Source organism: Pseudanabaena sp. BC1403 (assembly GCF_002914585.1).
In the GTDB taxonomy this organism is placed as follows: Bacteria; Cyanobacteriota; Cyanobacteriia; order Pseudanabaenales; family Pseudanabaenaceae; genus Pseudanabaena.
Genome location: NZ_PDDM01000001.1, coordinates 348,225 through 364,863, shown reverse-complemented (window position 1 = coordinate 364,863; position 16,639 = coordinate 348,225). Strand labels below are relative to the sequence as shown.

General features: G+C 41.0%; 18 protein-coding genes and 1 tRNA gene. 9 read left to right on the top strand and 10 right to left on the bottom strand.

The features are described 5' to 3' along the window. The first annotated feature begins 90 nt into the window (after window positions 1–90). The 3 genes from miaB (at window position 91) to CQ839_RS01675 (ending at window position 3,019) form a co-directional block, all read left to right on the top strand. On the top strand, window positions 91–1,443 hold the full coding sequence (gene miaB, locus CQ839_RS01690; protein ID WP_103666535.1) for a tRNA (N6-isopentenyl adenosine(37)-C2)-methylthiotransferase MiaB: 1,353 nt from the start codon (window positions 91–93) through the stop codon (window positions 1,441–1,443). Window positions 1,444–1,520: 77 nt separating this feature from the next. Further along, window positions 1,521–1,592, top strand: a tRNA-Lys gene (locus CQ839_RS01685). 266 nt (window positions 1,593–1,858) lie between these two features. Further along, window positions 1,859–3,019, top strand: coding sequence for a glycosyltransferase family 4 protein (locus CQ839_RS01675; RefSeq protein ID WP_103666533.1), 1,161 nt, complete (start codon window positions 1,859–1,861; stop codon window positions 3,017–3,019). Window positions 3,020–3,093: 74 nt separating this feature from the next. Here CQ839_RS01675 and CQ839_RS01670 read toward each other — a convergent pair whose 3' ends face one another. Then, entirely contained in the window at window positions 3,094–6,105 is a 3,012-nt protein-coding gene (locus CQ839_RS01670) for an AAA family ATPase (protein WP_103666532.1), read from the bottom strand. Between the two features lie 145 nt (window positions 6,106–6,250). Here CQ839_RS01670 and CQ839_RS01665 point away from each other — a divergent pair, with 145 nt between their 5' ends. The 3 genes from CQ839_RS01665 to CQ839_RS24720 all read left to right on the top strand — a co-directional run bounded on the left by CQ839_RS01665 (window position 6,251) and on the right by CQ839_RS24720 (window position 7,476). Continuing rightward, the gene (locus CQ839_RS01665; RefSeq protein ID WP_103666531.1) at window positions 6,251–6,613 is read left to right on the top strand and encodes a hypothetical protein; all 363 of its coding nucleotides are present in this window, start codon (window positions 6,251–6,253) and stop codon (window positions 6,611–6,613) included. A 90-nt stretch (window positions 6,614–6,703) separates the two neighbouring features. Continuing rightward, a complete protein-coding gene (locus CQ839_RS01660; RefSeq protein WP_103666530.1) occupies window positions 6,704–7,054 on the top strand; it encodes a HicB family protein in 351 nt (116 codons plus the stop codon). Further along, complete coding sequence (locus CQ839_RS24720; protein WP_146048673.1) at window positions 7,051–7,476, top strand: type II toxin-antitoxin system VapC family toxin; 426 nt, start codon at window positions 7,051–7,053, stop codon at window positions 7,474–7,476. The genes CQ839_RS01660 and CQ839_RS24720 overlap by 4 nt, the downstream gene beginning before the upstream one ends. On the opposite strand, the gene CQ839_RS01655 is transcribed toward CQ839_RS24720, so the two are convergent. The 9 genes from CQ839_RS01655 to CQ839_RS01615 form a co-directional block, all read right to left on the bottom strand. Next, a complete protein-coding gene (locus CQ839_RS01655) occupies window positions 7,473–7,649 on the bottom strand; it encodes a hypothetical protein (protein ID WP_219817703.1) in 177 nt (58 codons plus the stop codon). The two genes, CQ839_RS24720 and CQ839_RS01655, sit on opposite strands and share 4 nt — an antisense overlap. 154 nt (window positions 7,650–7,803) lie before the next feature. After that, a complete protein-coding gene (locus tag CQ839_RS01650; RefSeq protein ID WP_103666529.1) occupies window positions 7,804–8,145 on the bottom strand; it encodes a DUF5615 family PIN-like protein in 342 nt (113 codons plus the stop codon). Window position 8,146: 1 nt separating this feature from the next. Then, the gene (locus CQ839_RS01645) at window positions 8,147–8,473 is read right to left on the bottom strand and encodes a DUF433 domain-containing protein (RefSeq protein ID WP_103666528.1); all 327 of its coding nucleotides are present in this window, start codon (window positions 8,471–8,473) and stop codon (window positions 8,147–8,149) included. 116 nt (window positions 8,474–8,589) lie between these two features. Further along, the gene (locus tag CQ839_RS01640; protein WP_103666527.1) at window positions 8,590–8,811 is read right to left on the bottom strand and encodes a YgiT-type zinc finger protein; all 222 of its coding nucleotides are present in this window, start codon (window positions 8,809–8,811) and stop codon (window positions 8,590–8,592) included. A gap of 154 nt (window positions 8,812–8,965) precedes the next feature. Further along, window positions 8,966–9,403: a DUF6036 family nucleotidyltransferase gene (locus tag CQ839_RS01635; RefSeq protein ID WP_103666526.1), complete on the bottom strand. Its 438-nt coding sequence runs from the start codon at window positions 9,401–9,403 to the stop codon at window positions 8,966–8,968. After that, a complete protein-coding gene (locus tag CQ839_RS01630; protein ID WP_103666525.1) occupies window positions 9,348–9,536 on the bottom strand; it encodes a hypothetical protein in 189 nt (62 codons plus the stop codon). The genes CQ839_RS01635 and CQ839_RS01630 overlap by 56 nt, the downstream gene beginning before the upstream one ends. A gap of 25 nt (window positions 9,537–9,561) precedes the next feature. Beyond that, window positions 9,562–10,968, bottom strand: coding sequence for a DUF1802 family protein (locus CQ839_RS01625; protein ID WP_103666524.1), 1,407 nt, complete (start codon window positions 10,966–10,968; stop codon window positions 9,562–9,564). 28 nt (window positions 10,969–10,996) lie between these two features. Next, window positions 10,997–12,910 (bottom strand): AAA family ATPase, encoded by a 1,914-nt coding sequence (locus CQ839_RS01620; protein WP_103666523.1) that lies wholly within the window; start codon window positions 12,908–12,910, stop codon window positions 10,997–10,999. Between the two features lie 54 nt (window positions 12,911–12,964). Next, window positions 12,965–13,603, bottom strand: coding sequence for a hypothetical protein (locus tag CQ839_RS01615; protein ID WP_103666522.1), 639 nt, complete (start codon window positions 13,601–13,603; stop codon window positions 12,965–12,967). 210 nt (window positions 13,604–13,813) lie between these two features. Here CQ839_RS01615 and CQ839_RS01610 point away from each other — a divergent pair, with 210 nt between their 5' ends. The 3 genes from CQ839_RS01610 (at window position 13,814) to CQ839_RS01600 (ending at window position 16,251) form a co-directional block, all read left to right on the top strand. Then, on the top strand, window positions 13,814–14,827 hold the full coding sequence (locus tag CQ839_RS01610) for an agmatine deiminase family protein (protein WP_103666521.1): 1,014 nt from the start codon (window positions 13,814–13,816) through the stop codon (window positions 14,825–14,827). 53 nt (window positions 14,828–14,880) lie between these two features. Next, complete coding sequence (locus tag CQ839_RS01605) at window positions 14,881–15,828, top strand: 50S ribosomal protein L11 methyltransferase (RefSeq protein ID WP_103666520.1); 948 nt, start codon at window positions 14,881–14,883, stop codon at window positions 15,826–15,828. A 99-nt stretch (window positions 15,829–15,927) separates the two neighbouring features. Next, a complete protein-coding gene (locus tag CQ839_RS01600; RefSeq protein ID WP_103666519.1) occupies window positions 15,928–16,251 on the top strand; it encodes a hypothetical protein in 324 nt (107 codons plus the stop codon). Window positions 16,252–16,639 lie beyond the last annotated feature (388 nt).

Here is a 16,639-nt window from a genome sequence, read left to right as displayed (position 1 = left end):
ATCACAGATCGATTAGAAATGTTCCTTACAATCCATGCTGAAAGATATTAGAATAGGAAAGCAATAATTTCGGCTTGGTTAAACACTTTCATGACTGCTCAGAAATATCACATCATCACCTTCGGCTGCCAAATGAACAAAGCGGATTCTGAGCGCATGGCAGGCGTATTAGAAAACATGGGCTACCAGTCAACCGAAGAGACCGAAGAAGCCGACTTGATTTTGTATAACACTTGCAGCATTCGTGACAATGCCGAGCAAAAAGTTTATTCGTACTTAGGCAGACAAGCCAAGCGCAAACGTGAAAATCCGAAATTAACCCTCGTCGTTGCGGGTTGTGTCGCCCAGCAAGAAGGCGAAGCCCTAATGCGGCGCGTTCCTGAACTCGATCTAGTCATGGGACCACAGCATGTTAATCGTCTTGGCGATCTGTTGGGGCAAGTATTTAATGGCAACCAAGTTGTCGCCACCGATGAAGCCTCTATCGAAGAAGACATCACCACACCACGCCGTAATAGTGCTGTTTCCGCTTGGGTGAATATTATTTATGGATGCAACGAAAACTGTACTTATTGCATCGTGCCTGCGGTAAGAGGTAGAGAACAATCGCGATCGCCTGAATCCATCCGTAAAGAAATTGAAAATCTTGCGGCGCAGGGCTACAAAGAAATTACCCTACTCGGTCAAAACATCGATGCCTATGGGCGCGACCTCCCCGCAGGTGGCATTGGTGCAGGTATCGGCGGCAAAATCACATTTACTGATTTGCTTTATTACGTCCATGACATCGAAGGGATCGATCGCATTCGTTATGCCACCAGTCACCCTCGCTACTTTAGTTCACGATTGATCAAAGCTTGCTATGAACTACCAAAGGTTTGCGAACATTTCCATATTCCTTTTCAGTCGGGCGATAACGACATTCTCAAGGCGATGGCACGGGGCTACACCCATGAGCGCTACCGTCGCATTATTGATGACATTCGCGAGATTATGCCCGATGCGGCGATTACTGCCGATGCGATCGTTGCTTTCCCTGGGGAAACCGAGGAGCAATTTGAGCGCACAGTGCAGCTAGTCAATGACATTGGCTTTGATTTGGTTAATACAGCGGCTTATTCTCCCCGCCCAGGTACACCTGCGGCGGTTTGGGAAAATCAGCTAAGTGAAGAGATCAAAAGCGATCGCCTTCAGCGTCTTAACCATGCTGTAAATCAAAATGCTGCTGAGCGTTCTAACCGTTATGCAGGACGCACTGAAGAGATCATGATCGAAGGTACAAATCACAAAAATCCTTTACAGATCATGGGACGTACCCGCACAAATCGGATTGCTTTCACCGAGAACAACACGGGCAAACCATTAGCTGAGCTAATTGGTCAAACTCTTTCTATAAGAATTACTGAGGTAAGACCATTTAGTTTGACTGGTGTAATTTGCTAAAAGCATGTTAGACTAGTCAAGCGCGTAAACGAAAGGTTTGCATTTTGCAAACAAAAGTTTACACTCTGCAACAAAAAGGGTTGCTAACTCAATGGTAGAGTACTCGGCTTTTAACCGATTTGTTCCGGGTTCAAATCCCGGGCAACCCATAAAATAAAAAAGAATAGCTAGCACGTAGTGCTAGCTATTCTTTTTAGCTCCAAAAGCACGTATTAATTCTCATTATCAAGATCGGTTTTTTGAAAGCCAGCCGACAGCTGGCTTTCAAAAAACCGATCTTGATGATTCTCGATACTTTGGCGCTGGAATCACCACAATCGGTTTCATAATGAGAATTGCTGATAAAGATGGCCTTGACACTTCTTGCTGCCTCTAGTTTTGGTATTATACCTTTGGTAATAATGTGGTGTAGTTCATGCATATTGCATGGTTAGGTAAAAAATCGCCTGCTTGTGGCAACGTGACCTATAGTCGCGAAATTACAAATGCGTTACTCGATCGCGGACATCGTGTCAGCTTTATGCATTTTGCCCCAGAGAGTGATTCAGAGCACGAAGAGCTAGAAGAACATGCTCAAGAGACTCAAGATGTCGCTTTACCATTTTTTTACAAGTCCACCATTTACACAGTTCCTTCTCTAAGGGCGAATAAGATTCTCGTTGATTCTTTGCGATCGCTAAAGCCCGATATTATTCATGCATCCCTTGCCATATCTCCTCTCGATTTTCGATTGCCAGAAATTTGTGCCGAACTCGATTTGCCTCTCGTAGCTACATTTCATCAACCTTTTGATCTTAAACGGCGTAATCTTGCCTCTAGTACACAGCAACTCACCTATCAAATTTACGCACCATCGTTAGCTGACTACAATCAAGTTATTATCTTTTCTAATATTCAAAAAGAACTTCTGAATAAATTAGGAGTTCCTAATACTAGAATTGCCGTTATTCCGAATGGAGTCGATAGCGATCGCTATTCCCCGGGAGCTTCAAATATTAAGGCTGAACTCAATGCTGATGTGCTTTTTCTCTATCAAGGTCGTCTAGCTGCCGAGAAAAATGTTGAAGCTTTGCTTAGGGCATGGCGCAAATGTCGAATGCCTAAAGGATGCAAACTTGCGATCGTCGGGACTGGCCCATTATTGGCAGGTTTAAAGACTTTTTATGGTAACGATCCCAGCATTATCTGGATGGGATATATAGCTGATGAGCAAAGGCGTATTGAGATTTTGCGCGGTACTGATGTGTTTATTTTACCTTCGCTAGTGGAAGGTTTGTCTCTATCGTTATTAGAGGCGATGTCCTGTGGTGTTGCTTGTATCGCGACGGATGTGGGTGCTGATGGGGAAGTAATTGAGAATGGAGCAGGGATTATTCTTGATTCTCATAAGGTTACTTCTCAACTTTGTACGCTTTTACCACTATTTGTCGATCATCCTGAGATGGCAAAGATTATTGGAATTAAGGCAAGGCAAAGGGTTTTAGATCGCTATACGCTGGTAAAAAATATTGATTGCTTAGAAGCTCTTTATGAGCAAACCATGAGCCAGCAATGGGTTCGGGTTAGTGCATTCTAAAAACCCAAAATTCAAAAAAAGTGTTGCAAAGCAACACTTTTTTGAATTTTGGGTTTGAGAGCAAAGCGCTCTAACTAACCCACTAATTGCACGGTTGATCCTTCTTCATCCTTCGACACTTCGATCAATGTGTTAAAGGCTTCCTTCATTTGTGGCATATGCGTAATTACCAAGATGCACTCAAAATCTGGCGCGATCGCATTAATCGCACTGACAAGGCGATCGCAACCTAACTGATCTTGACTACCGAAGCCTTCATCAATAATGAGGGTTTGCAAAGTGCTACCTTTGCGCTGGGCAAGCACGCGAGATAAAGCTAGACGCACGGCAAAATTAATCCGAAAAGCCTCACCGCCAGAATATGTCTCATAGGGTCTAGTGCCTTTGGTATCAGCAATTTCAATGTCAAGGGTTTCGATAATGCGATCGCTTTTTTTACCAGATTTTTGGGTGATAAATCTCACATTTAATTGGCGATCGCTAAGTTGAGCGAGGATTTGATTAGCTTCTACTTCGATTTGCGGAAGTACATTTTCTAGCATTAAAGCTTGAATACCATTTTTACCAAAGGCTTGATAGAGTTCCGTGTGGATGCGTTGGCGTTGACGGGCTACTTCGATTTGAGAGAGCGTTTCTTGTTCGCGTTGGCGACTTTGCTCTAGTTGTTGTTGTTGTTGCTGAAGGCTGCCAATTTGAGCGAGGAGAGCATCCATTTGCGATCGCCAGTTTTGCAGATTTTGTCGCAAAGATTGAATTTCCATTGCATGATCGCCATGTAAGGTTTTGACCTGTGACTGTAATTGAGAAATTTGAGCAGTGATATTTTGTAATTCTTGTTGATTAACGTTTTGAGTTTGTTGTAAATGGTTTACCTGTTGCTGAAGTTCAGGATATTCCTGCTCGGCGCGGGTGAGTTCTTGATAACGCAAGAGCGCCGATGTGAGTTCTTGTTTTTGAGCGCGGAGTTGTTGATGCCGATCAGGTTCATAGGCTAACTGCGTCAGAGTGCGATCGCATTGTTCAAGTTCATGCTGTACTTCTAAATCAATGAGATTTTTTGTAAGGCGATCTTGTAATTGGTTGATTTTGGTTTGTAGATCAGGAATTTTTTGAGATAAATTATCGGCTTGACGCTGAGCATTTTTTAATTCTGTTTGCTTGATTTCTGCCCAACGCCAACGTTCAACATCGCCACGGGCAAGCGCATGATTTTTTTCGTCGTAAGCAAATTTATAAATATTTTTATCGATGAGTTCCATCTCCTCCCATGCTTCTCGACTATAGTTTTGCGTCTGGAGGCGATCGCCTAAATCCACAATTTCCGCATCAATTAGCGCTAGCCTTTGTTTAGCCTCAGCGATCGCCTTTAGTCTTTCCTGCAAAGTTCCTTTGCGCTGAATCAAATCATTAAGTGGCGCTAGTTCCTTTTTTAAATTACGATATTCTTCTCTCAAAACTTCAATTTCACAATTAGAAGCCGCTTGCTGTTCCTTCACCACCCAAATGTCAGCTTGCAAATCGCGAGATTCCTGTTTATGCTTTTTCTGCACCAGTTGCCAGTGCGCTTCATCTAGAGGGCGATCGCATAGAGGACAAGGTGCATTCGGCACAGTTAACTGACGCATTTTTGATTCTAATTTATGAAACGCAGCTTCACTATCTGCCAATCTTGTTTTTAAACGTTCCAAAAAATCACGACGCTCTAAGCCCTTTTCATGAACTCGTTGTTGGTAAACTTGTTTATTTTGTAATAAAACAATTTGCCGATCTAGCTCTTTAGCATTAATCAACAATTGATCGTGATTCTTGACTTGTAAATATAACTGTTCACGTTTAGCAACTAATTCCTCTAGTTTTGCAGCAAGTTTGGTCTGCTCTCTTTCCAGTTGATGCTTGAGAACTTGATGACGATGAATTAGCGGTGTGGATTGAGCGTGGAGGCGATCAAATTCTTGTAAGACTGCCCTTGCTTTGTGTAATTCAGCGATCGCAGCTTCGATTTCTCCAGTACGGCTCAGAATCCCTTTTAAGTCACTTTCCTGCTGTACTAGAGACTCTAATTGCGCTTGATAATGTCTTAATTGCCCCCTGAGTTCACTTTGCAGACTCGCAAGCTTATGACTAAATTCTCCCCGTCGCTCACTAAGTTGTTGATACTTTTGAAACTTACGCTCTAGCTCTGATTCTTGAGTTGATAGTAATTGATAGCGCCCATAATCTTGCAAAATCTGCGATCGCTTTGTCAAACATGATTCTAATTGCTGTAATTGCTTTTGCTGAATGGCTAATTGTCGTGATGATTGCGACAAATTAGCGGTGAGTGAAGCTTGCTGTTGTTGTTGCCAAGTTAGCTGCTGGGTCACATTTTGATATTTTTTTTGCAATTCTTCTACAATTTGCAATTGGTGACGATCGCGAGATTCCCATGCTTGCAAGTCCGTTAGCTGCGATCGCAAAATTTCTAACTGCGGTGCGATCGCCTCTCCTGCTTGAATTTGCTCTCGCAGATGTACCAACATATTCTCTAAAACTACTGACTCACCTTTGCTAGTTCGCGCAATGTCTTTGGCGCGTTCGGCAAGCTCGTCATACTGCGACAAAGCTAGCATATCCGCTAAAATCTGTTTGCGATCGCTAGGACGCTTCAGCATAAATTCATCAGCACGACCTTGACGCAAATATGCGGAATTAACGAAGGTCTCGTAATCCATTTTTAGATGCGAAATGATTGTCTGCTGCGTCGATTGCACCTTACGCTCGGTGAGGGATTTAAATTTGCCTTCACTCTGTACCTGAAATTCTAAAGAGGTTGAACTATTACGAGATCTTGTTCTGATTACCCGATAGACTTCACCACCAGCGATAAATGTAAAGTCCACTTGAGCTTCTTTAGAACCAACATGAATCACATCATCTTGGCTTACCACGCGGCTTACACCCCAAATCGCCCAAGAAATCGCTTCTAATAATGATGATTTCCCCGCCCCATTCGCGCCACAAATGCAAGCAACATGCAGCCCACTAAAATCTAAGGCTAATTGTTGATAGCTCAAGAAATTGATTAATCGTAATTTCCGAGGGATCATTGCAGGGTGTGAGAATCTCTATTCTGTGTTTATGTTAACTATTATTTAATTATCATAATAATGTATTATTTAACAAAGGTTCTTATGCCAGAGTTTTTACTTTTGCCTTTCACCTTTTTACTTTCGCCTAAAAGCCGAGGGAGTTATGGAAGTATGGGAAGAGATTAGTCGCCAAAGAGTAAAGTACATCGTCGATAGCTATCAGTTAGATGGCAATGACGATGAAGATTTTGATGAATATTTGGAAGATTTATTACAAGCCTACACACCTCCACAAATCGAACTAGCGCTTGTTGAAGTTTTAATCGAAAGTTGGCGAGTTACACCTCTGATTCGTGGTGTTGTTTTTCTAGAGCGATCGCATGAGCTTTTAAAAGATTGGGAAAATAAGCCAATCGCCCCACATATTTCTCCAACGCATTTCCGTTTGATTACAGGCTTAGATCCTACGCCTGTATTTGGTAATTGCATCGCGCAACCAAGCAAAATAAGAATCCCTTCCACGTAGGGGCTAGGAGTAAAATAAGGAAACAGTTTTTTATTAACTGATGTTACGTAGAATAAAGATCGTCATATGCGATCGCCAAAGGTAAATTTTATGAACGCCAAACTGATTAATGGACAAACTAAGCTCTCTATTAACGTCTTAGTCAAAAATGAAAAAGATGGCAGAGTCAGCGCTAGAGTATTAGGGCTACCTGAATATAGCGTTACTTGCAGCGATCGCAAATCAGCTATTTCTGAATTAGATCGATTAATTACTGCAAACTTATCAGAGAATGAAGTCGTATCTCTAGAACTAGAAATTCCTAAACGAGAACATCCTTGGCAAAAATTTGCAGGAATTTATAAGAATAGTCAGCTATTTGACTCTGTACTAACCAATATTGAATCTCATCGCCGTGAACTGGATTCTCAGGCAGCAATTCAAGAGGAAAAAATCGCTTGAGTCTATTGATACTCGATACCGATCATGCTTCTTTATTTCTCAAAGGAAATACTCTAGTTTGCGATCGCATATTTCAAACTGAACCAGATGACCTTGCTATCTCAGTCATAACGGCTGAAGAGATTTGTCAAGGATGGCTTAGTGAAATTAATAAATATAGCCAAGCTAACCAGTCATCAAGACTACTTTTAGCCTATTCAGAATTCGAGAAATCTTTGGACTTCTTCCAAACTATACAGCGACTTAGTTTTGATACTAACGCTTATAATCAGTTTGAGATTTTACGCCACCAATTTAGGCGTTTAGGTACGAGAGATTTAAGGATTGCCGCGATCGCGTTATCTCTCAACGCCACTGTAATAACACGCAATGCAAAAGATTTTGGACAAATTCCAAACTTATCAATTGAAGATTGGTCTTAGGTATAGAGCAATCTTTTACGATTTTTCTCATTCGATAGTAAGTACTCAGTTTCATCCTGATTATTAACTAATAGAATTACCTCAACCTGCTTACCCTCAATCAACTCTGGCGTATAAAGTTCAATCTTGCCTTCTTTACCGACAGTTCCAATTTGCTTAATTGCCGTAATCATTGGCTGAACCTAATCTATGCTCTCTGTATTATAACTAACTCGACATCGGGGGATGTTCAAATTTTTATGGTAAGTCTCGCAGGTAGTAAAAGCGATCGCCTGTTCCTGCATTATCCTTATCTCTTGCCAAATATCTTAACTGGTGAAGAAAGCTTTATTTGCTAGGGCGATTTATGCGAATTAGTTGGTTGGTTAGATCTACTGTATTGATAATTGCCTCATGAATTTGGGTGGCTTGTCTTTGTCTGTTGATGTCTTCTGTACAAACGATTATCCCTGCATGGATAGGTTGTAGTTTATGCAGTCGAATGAAGTCACTGCGATTAATCGTTAATACGGTGCGGTTGTTACTTATCGCAAAGGCTAATACTTCTTCATCAGGGATTCTTTGGTTAGCTTTTCCTGCTTCTTGGACGGTCAAAATATCATGCCCTAGCTCACGTAGTAGTTTGACGACAATTCGGGGGAATTGCTCATCGGTGTAGAGACGTGCCATTTTAAGCTGCCTCTTGCCTATGAATGGCTGCTTCTATCTCATCAGGATGGGTTTCGGCGTAGCGCCATGCGTTTACTAGGTCTGTTGCGGAGAGGGTGGGATAGTCTTCGAGAATGTAGGCTTCGCTTGCGCCTTGGTGTTGGAGGCTTACTAGCAGCCATACGGGTATGCGGGTTTGACGAATGCAAGCGTCACCACCCATGACTCTGGGATTTTTTTCGATGCCTTGCCATGTGTTACTGAGGCTTTGGACTAAGATTTGGATTGCTTGAGATTTTTCGTCGGGGGTTAGGGATAGTAGTTGTGGTTGTAGTTCTTTGAGTGTCATGTTATATCTCCTTTTCTATCGGTAAGTCTCGCATTTAGTAAAAGCGATCGCCTTTTATCCCATCACCCTTAACTCTTCCTAAATATCTCACCAATGGTGAAAAATCAAACTCTAGATTAGGCAGCATAGCTATAAACGGGTGTCTGAATTATACGCTTTGGTTCTTGACCGTCCAAAATAATTTGTTGTAGCAACATCACAGTTGATGGCGCAAAAAATTGTTCTCCTGTTTCTTCGTTGACACGCGCAGGAACGTTCTCGATCAGGATGAATTTGCCCTTTAGTTCTAATGAGTAGGTTACGCGCTTTTCGATAAGTTGCTCTTGATTATTATTCATTGTTTGTTCTCCTTACTGTGAAGTTGGCTTAGATCGGTAAGTCTCGCAAGTAGTAAAAGCGATCTCCTTTTTCTCCATCACCCTTCTCTTCTCTCTTCCCAAATATCTTAGGCTAATGAGAAAACGTCAATGGCGAGCGCCTATTCATTGCTAATTAGCAGAGATTTTCTAAATCTGCCAAGTCTTGCAGTCTGCCAGATGCTAGTTTGTTCCTTTTAAGATTATCAAGATCGATGAATTTAACGGCTATATCGTCAAGCATTACTTCTATTTTCGATTCATAACAGGTCTGGAAGTCAATGCCATCTGGACTGGTGATTAAGTCAATGCGATTTGGTGGATAACCAAGTTGAATGATTTGATGCGGTTCTTGAAAGTCTTGGGCAGTTAGTCCTAAGCTACCGAAGCCAAATTCTGTTAATGCTGTAATTACTCTTTGTGAGTTTTCTTCGCTGATTTCTATCCAAATATCGATGTCTTTGGTGTATCGTGGATGTCCATGTATGGCGACTGCATAGCCGCCAATGACTAAGTAGTTAACTTGGTTGTCGTTTAATAATTGTATAAATTCTTTGAAGTCTTGGTTGAGCATTGTATTTGTATTGATGATATTCTTGGCGAATTTGTTCGAGAGTTTCTAGGCGTTTTTGGGGTGTTTGTTGTTGCCAGTATTGAAAATCACTGACTTGTTGTTTGATGTTAGTTTTGATGATTACTTTTTCCATGTTGTTTCTCTTCGTTTTAGTCTTCTTATTCTATCGGTAAGTCTCGTAAGTAGTAAAAGCGATCGCACTTTTTACCATCTTCTTCAACTCTTCCCAAATATCCCACCAACGGCGAAGAAAGCTCAATCAGCATTTCTTTTAATTCTTCTTTAGACAAGTTTTGAGGGGGATTAGAAAAATGATAGGCTCCCTCAAGTGCATTTAAATCGACATTGGAAGAGTTAAATGTCTCCAAGCACCTTTTAACTAAATTAACGATATGCGATCGCAATTTCATTTCGTTGGTTACTTTTTCAATATATTTGTCAATTTCTTGGTTACTCTGACCGCCAACAAAATATTTTCTAAGCTCGATTAAATCAATTGAACCTGAATGGTTAGATTTTAGCTCGACTAATTTTTGTAATGTCACAGCATTAATAATAGCCATTCCATGAGCTTTTGCTGCATCTTCAAGTTGAGTAGTTGGGTTGCCAGCACCGATTATTAATTTGACAGCTTTTGGGAATAGATCTCTTCTTCTTAAAGTTCCTAAGTTAAGAAGTTGTACAGCTGTATCATTGGGGATTTTCTTTCCTGCTTTGCATTCTCCAAATAGAGCATATGGTTCTAGACATAACAAGTCTAGTCCGCCTGCCCCACCTTTATGAGTATAATCCGCTTTAAAACCCAAAAACTCTAATGCTTTTCGTACTATATTTTCAAAATCTGTACCTGCTTGATAATTGCTTTTGCCTTCATCTTCTTTAATACTCCGATCGCCTAGAGTTGAAATTGTTTTTATCCAATCTGATTCAGACTCATTTGGCTGTTCAATATATGCTATTTGAGTACTTGAATTTTCATCAACTAAATCTACAGTAACTGTAGTATTTGGATCTGCTTCAATAAATCCGTCTAGAAAGCTAGGATTTATTTCTAGAAATTCTTCAGCCATGATTGAAGCAGTCGAAATTTCGTTGGGAATAACTGATAAATCTATACTTTGAAATTGTTTTTGAGCCTCTTGAAACTGCTCATCATTAAGAATAGGTATCCAATTAATAATTGTAACTGCTTCCGATAAAGGAACAAAATTACCTGTTGCTTGCGGTTGAACTTGAATGGGATTAGGTAGTTGATAGACGCGCAAAGATAATAGAAATATATTTGCGCGTTGTTGAAAGATTCTTTCTAATTCCTCTAAAGACAATGCTGTGAACTTTGAAAGATTTGATAAAGGGAAAGTATTATTAATCGATTCACAGTTTTTACATTCTGCCCAAAATTCGACATTTATTGTCTCTGAGTCTGGGACTTGTATGTCGGGATAGAGCGCAAAGCATTTGTCGAGAGCAAGAAAAGTTTTAGAAAAAGCGCCAACGATTTTCCCGCTTTTTAAAGCATCTAAATTTGTTGCCGAAATGCGTAAACCGTTGGCGATGGAAATCATAAAAACTTATCTAACAAAGTTGTAGTGTTTATTCAAGAAAGCTATCGATATCAATATTAACTTCATCAGTAATATCAATAAAGGTTGGTTTTACTTCATCACTTTCATTCTCAATTACTGGTTCAGCCTCACTGTCATCATCAGGAATTACATTTGCAGGATTGCTTAAGATGTCTCTAATCAGGAGATTATTGAAAGCAATTTGTGAATCAGCAATAAAGGTTGAGATAGCATCTTCGCTGACACCGTAACCTTCGCGCTTGTCATACACAGCAAGAATCGCAATAAGCGGCTTTACTTGTTCAGCTTCTAGATGGATAAATTCACCACCCATCTGATCAAGTTTAATTCGCAAATTGTGTGCTTCCCAATATTTTTTGATCTTACGATCTTGTGAGCGAATCATGCAGCCACGAGTAAGCTTAAATGTGTCATACATTGTCAGCTTATTCATCCTTGAGCCGACAGTCAGCCCATGAGTATGCTGAATTACAGCAACACCGATCACCTCTTCTTTACCATTCTCCGTTGCAATAATCTTAAATTGAATCGATCTATTATTTTCTTTGACAGGCTTAATTTGATTTGTGACATCTTGAATCAGAACATTCTCAATTGTTTGTCCTCTGAGGGTCGTCAATCCAAGATAGATCGCTCTGGCGATAAGTTCACTGTCATCCAAGAAATCTTCACCATCTTGAGATAATTCTCTTTCATAGGCTTTTTGAATCAAGTCTTTCTGGTTAACAGGTTGTGGGGAGACTCTAAAGTTATCACGACACCATTTCAACAATGCTCTGATAGTCGGCTTTTCGCTTCCCAAAGACCTCAGTTTCTCTTCCTCAAAAGGAAACACAGGGTTTGGTGGTACAAGGTTGTGAGATTGATAAAAATCTTGAAGCCAAAGATCCACAATGCTGACAACAGCTTCCCCGTCTGCATACTTTAGGTCAAGAGGTTCGGGATGTTTTGAAGAAAGTCTATCTGCTATTCCTAAACCTATCCCCTTTAGAAGTTGCTCCCAAATAGCAGGAGGGATAACAGATAAGATAGCAACGCCTTTGGTGACATCAGACTGCTCAATTGCATCAAATAAATCTTTGACAAGTCCAGCAACAACTTGAGACTTGAAGTAACCAGCCTCGTTAACTTCTAGTCCTTCTAGCTCATCGAAACATATTAAGATAGGGTTGTAATCAGAGGCTATACTGATAATCTCCAGCGACGCACTGAGTGCATCTGCCTCTAATAATTTTATCTCCCTAGTCGAATTTGGAAGCCCTAGCTCCTTTGCTTTAGCATCCGCTAACTCTTTGCCAGCAAGCCATCTAATTGCAAAAGGCGCATGAGCAGAATCGCCTAATGTCCATAGAATAGCTCTAACAATGTCAGGATCTCCAACTTTAGGTTTGGCTTTAAGAATGGCATTTGTCAGTCTGTCAATCAGATCGTGGTTTTTTGCCAAGGCTAGGGGGAATTTTTCAACTAGCTCTAATGCAGGTTTTTTACTGGAAACGACTTGGTTAACCATTGCCGCAGCTAGCTCTTGCCACTGGGTTATTCCCTGTCCATTTGACTGTTTTAAGCTGTCTGCTAAAATCTGTCGAAATTGATAGTGAATCAAGTTCAAATCACCATACTTGTTTGCGTAAACAAAAAAAGCGCTTTTATCTGCTTGCAAACGTTGACGAATTCGCCTAACCAAATGGCTTTTTCCCACACCGATTTCTGCACTGAATGCAAGAGAAGTGACTTTGGGTTTACCTGATCGGACTTGCTCAATCACTTCAAAAACGGCATCTGAGGCATGAGCATTTAAAGTCGTTAAATCAGGAAAACTCCCATTCCAAATATCTTGCCCAGTGACAATTGGCGGCACATCAAAGGGATTATTCTTATTGATTACTTCGTAAAGTTCATCAAATGATGACGGTGTAGACATTACAAACCTCTTTTTATTATTTTTTAATTTAATTACCTCAGATCTAATGTTTCTCTATAGAAGCTTGGCATAGTAGCGCAATCCGCCCAATTCGGTTGTAATTGAGTCACGTTCTTTGTCTGGAGTAAGATCTGTAACCAAACCTGTAATAAGCTGCAAAATATCTTTTGACTGCATTTCTAGCATCCAGTCATTGAATTGCGTGCGAGTTACGCGATCGCCGATCGCTCTTCTGATTTGATAAATTGGCACAAGATTACTGAGGTTATAATCTCGGTTGAGTTGTTTATAGGTTTCGATCGCCACAACCTTAAACTCATCGTAGGTCGAGATCTTAGGCGCGATCGCTTCAGCATTTACAGCAACACCTTGATATTGCCTAAACCATCTCAAAGCCGCATTCGCCAACCGACTACCCACCAACTGTCCCTCAAACCCAAAATCTGGCGACAGCAAACCATTTGCCAACTGTTGCGAACCCGCATCCGTCAACGACAGCTTCGGCACTTTTTTATCCATCGTCAATGCGATCGCACCACGATCAGCAAGATCATTCAAACTAACTTCATAAACAGCTTTCTTTTCCTTACCTTTATAGGGGCGCAAAAGCTCACTTTTCTTGACTAGCCCTTGCCCATTTCCTAAGCCCCACAAATTTAGAAGCAAACGAATCTCTGTATTAACTTTACTCATTGTTATTTCTTAGGTTACGAACCCGAACTATGTAGATATCTGCAAGGCTAAAAACAAAAACGAAAACAACCAATCACACCCACTATTTTTAGAATAATGCTTTTATGTCCTGTTTTCTAAGTTTTCTAGGACAAGTAGCATTGTCGATAGCGCGATCGCCCAAAATAAAGGTAGGATTTTCGATGGATTATTAACAACACCACAATCGTCATGGATCACCCAAAAAACTTGGGCTATACACAGCCAGCCGAATGGCAACCCCACCAAGCCTGTTGGCTAGCCTTCCCCAGCCATCGTGACCTGTGGTTAGAATATCTCGATATCGTCCAAGCGGAATTTGTCGCCCTTGCCAAAGCGATCGCCACATCCGAAAAGCTAGAAATACTAGTGTTAGCAGAAACTGCCACTTTAGCAAAGGAACTTCTCGGCGATTTACCTGTGCGATTCCATCAGATTCCCTTTGGAGACATCTGGATGCGCGATATCACCCCCATCTATATCAAAAATGCAGATGGGAAATTAGGAGCTTTGTGTTTTCAATGGAACGGTTGGGGTGGCAAATATCTGCTCGAACATGACGATCGCGTAGCCGAGAATATTCTCCAAACGCTAGATATTCCTGCGTTTGAATTTGAATGGGTACTCGAAGGTGGTGCGATCGAAGTTGATGGCGAAGGAACCTGCCTCACCACTAAGCAATGTTTACTCAATCCCAATCGCAATCCACATATGAATCAAGATGCGATCGAGTCTGGATTAAAAAATGCCTTAGGAGTCGAAAAGATTCTTTGGATCGATGAAGGACTACTCAATGACCATACCGACGGACATATAGACACGATCGCACGTTTCATCGCACCGCATACGGTCATGTGTATGCAACCAACCTCAGAGGACGATCCCAATTATCAAGTACTCAATCATATCGCTGCACAATTAGAAGCCATGACTGATGCCAAGGGACGGAAATTGGATGTAGTGAAAATCCCTTCTCCCAATCTTGTTCTTGATGAAGAAGGCGAAATCATGCCCGCAAGTTATCTCAATTTCTATATCTCCAATGACAGCGTAATTATTCCTGTCTATGGTTCTGCTAATGATGAGCTAGCAGTTCAGGAAATCGCCAAGTATTTCCCCGATCGCAAAGCAATCGGTCTGTCAGCCAAACATATTCTCCTTGGCGGCGGTGCATTCCATTGCATTACCTGTCACCAGCCTAAATAGGAAATTCAGCGCTTAGCGCTGAATTTCCTATATTTTTTGAGAGCACATTAATTATGTCATGGATAGAATTGAGCCTCGATACCACCAATGAAGCCGTGGATTGGGTTTGTACATTACTTGCCAATGAGATCGCCGCCGAAGATATCCATATTAGCGAATATAGAGATTCTCCAGCTAAATGGACATTCACGATCCAAATGTATCTGCCTGAAGACACCCAAATCTATCAGCGCATAGATGCGATCGCAGCTATCCTCAAGCCACTCCATCGCACAGGCATGACTAGCGAATTACAAACCTTTGTACTTGATCAGAAGCCAACTAAAATAGAACAGAATCTCGAAAATGCTTTGATTCGACATATAGGCGATCGCTTTGTAATTCTATCTGCTAACTCTGATTATCAACCTAGCAATTCCCAAGAGATTGTTCTCCGTCTCCAAAATAGTCTTGCCTTTGGCAGTGGTCTCCATCCCGCTACCATCCTTAGTTTACAACTAATAGAACGGTACACTCAGCCATCATTTTATGCCCTCGATCTTGGCTCAGGCTCAGGGATCTTAAGCGTGGCTCTAGCAAAACTTGGTGCAAATGTCTTAGCGATCGATAACGATCACATTGCCGTATCCGCCACTCAAGACGCAGTGGAACGGAACCAAGTCTCATCACAGGTCACTGTCACAAAAGCAAGTCTTGGTAGTGCTAGCCAATTAGGGCATTGGATGGGTGGTGATAGCATTGAGTCAGTCACTGAAATCAAGGCTAATGGACAGTTCGATCTCATCGCGGCAAATATTTTTGCGCGAGTGCATATTTCTCTCGCCGCTGAATTTTACAAAGCTTTACGCAATACTTCTACACATTCAGGAATCTTAATCACCGCAGGTTATACCAGCGATCGCGAAGAAGATGTAACTTCGGCAATGATTGAGGCAGGTTTTACAGTATGCGATCGCGCTCAAATTGACGAATGGATCGCGATCTCATATCACACTTTTTAGAAATATTATTGCTGGTTAATAAAATTTGAATGTAAAATCAGTTTTTTGCAATACAGGTTTTAATGAGATCTGAAGTAAACATCAACTTTAAAAGGCATCATGAACTATCTAAAAGTGTTACCAATCCTGAGTATTTTTGCCTTTCCTGCAATGGCAATGGCACAATATCCGATCATTTTTAATCACGTAAAATATGTTTCTATTAGCCAAGATGCTTGTATCAGAAGAGCAGAAATAGCTGCCAAAGACTCTGGCTTTGATCGCAACTTTGAGCCCCTTGCTAATGGAGCATTCGGAGTCAATGGCAACTACAGTGTATCAATACGCTGTGAAGCGAAACGAGGAGTTGTTTTCTTTGCTGTAGCTGGACCAGATAATCAAACCTCAAGTAACCTCGTTAAAAGGGTACAAAAGGCTTTTTAAATTCGCTACTTCTATAATGATCACAATATATTGCTTGGACAAATCAAAACCCAGAGAAAGAAAGGCGGCGCGAAGCGCCGCCTTTCTTTCTCTGGGTTTTGATTTGTCCTAAGTAATACCAATTCACAAAAGTGTGACAACACTTCTGTGAATTAAAAACCAAACCCTATAAGGGTTTTAAAAACACAAAATGGCTGCGCCACTTTGTGTTTTGGGATAAAACTTGCATTGCTATATTTGATCGAGCTGAATTGTAATTGAACGTAACAATTATCCAAACATGGCTCAATACAAAAGATAGACTAAAGGTTGATAATAGTAAGCAATTGAGCTAGTAGCGATCGCTACCAACTCAACTTAAGTCTTGACTAGACTAATACCAGTTTAA

Excerpts from the sequence above, each read along its gene's own strand:
- miaB (WP_103666535.1), top strand. The coding sequence starts at position 91 with ATGACTGCTCAGAAATATCACATCATCACCTTCGGCTGCCAAATGAAC.
- CQ839_RS01675 (WP_103666533.1), top strand. The coding sequence starts at position 1,859 with ATGCATATTGCATGGTTAGGTAAAAAATCGCCTGCTTGTGGCAACGTG.
- CQ839_RS01670 (WP_103666532.1), bottom strand. The coding sequence starts at position 6,105 with ATGATCCCTCGGAAATTACGATTAATCAATTTCTTGAGCTATCAACAA.
- CQ839_RS01665 (WP_103666531.1), top strand. The coding sequence starts at position 6,251 with ATGGAAGTATGGGAAGAGATTAGTCGCCAAAGAGTAAAGTACATCGTC.
- CQ839_RS01660 (WP_103666530.1), top strand. The coding sequence starts at position 6,704 with ATGAACGCCAAACTGATTAATGGACAAACTAAGCTCTCTATTAACGTC.
- CQ839_RS01655 (WP_219817703.1), bottom strand. The coding sequence starts at position 7,649 with ATGATTACGGCAATTAAGCAAATTGGAACTGTCGGTAAAGAAGGCAAG.
- CQ839_RS01650 (WP_103666529.1), bottom strand. The coding sequence starts at position 8,145 with ATGGCACGTCTCTACACCGATGAGCAATTCCCCCGAATTGTCGTCAAA.
- CQ839_RS01645 (WP_103666528.1), bottom strand. The coding sequence starts at position 8,473 with ATGACACTCAAAGAACTACAACCACAACTACTATCCCTAACCCCCGAC.
- CQ839_RS01640 (WP_103666527.1), bottom strand. The coding sequence starts at position 8,811 with ATGAATAATAATCAAGAGCAACTTATCGAAAAGCGCGTAACCTACTCA.
- CQ839_RS01635 (WP_103666526.1), bottom strand. The coding sequence starts at position 9,403 with ATGCTCAACCAAGACTTCAAAGAATTTATACAATTATTAAACGACAAC.
- CQ839_RS01630 (WP_103666525.1), bottom strand. The coding sequence starts at position 9,536 with ATGGAAAAAGTAATCATCAAAACTAACATCAAACAACAAGTCAGTGAT.
- CQ839_RS01625 (WP_103666524.1), bottom strand. The coding sequence starts at position 10,968 with ATGATTTCCATCGCCAACGGTTTACGCATTTCGGCAACAAATTTAGAT.
- CQ839_RS01620 (WP_103666523.1), bottom strand. The coding sequence starts at position 12,910 with ATGTCTACACCGTCATCATTTGATGAACTTTACGAAGTAATCAATAAG.
- CQ839_RS01615 (WP_103666522.1), bottom strand. The coding sequence starts at position 13,603 with ATGAGTAAAGTTAATACAGAGATTCGTTTGCTTCTAAATTTGTGGGGC.
- CQ839_RS01610 (WP_103666521.1), top strand. The coding sequence starts at position 13,814 with ATGGATCACCCAAAAAACTTGGGCTATACACAGCCAGCCGAATGGCAA.
- CQ839_RS01605 (WP_103666520.1), top strand. The coding sequence starts at position 14,881 with ATGTCATGGATAGAATTGAGCCTCGATACCACCAATGAAGCCGTGGAT.
- CQ839_RS01600 (WP_103666519.1), top strand. The coding sequence starts at position 15,928 with ATGAACTATCTAAAAGTGTTACCAATCCTGAGTATTTTTGCCTTTCCT.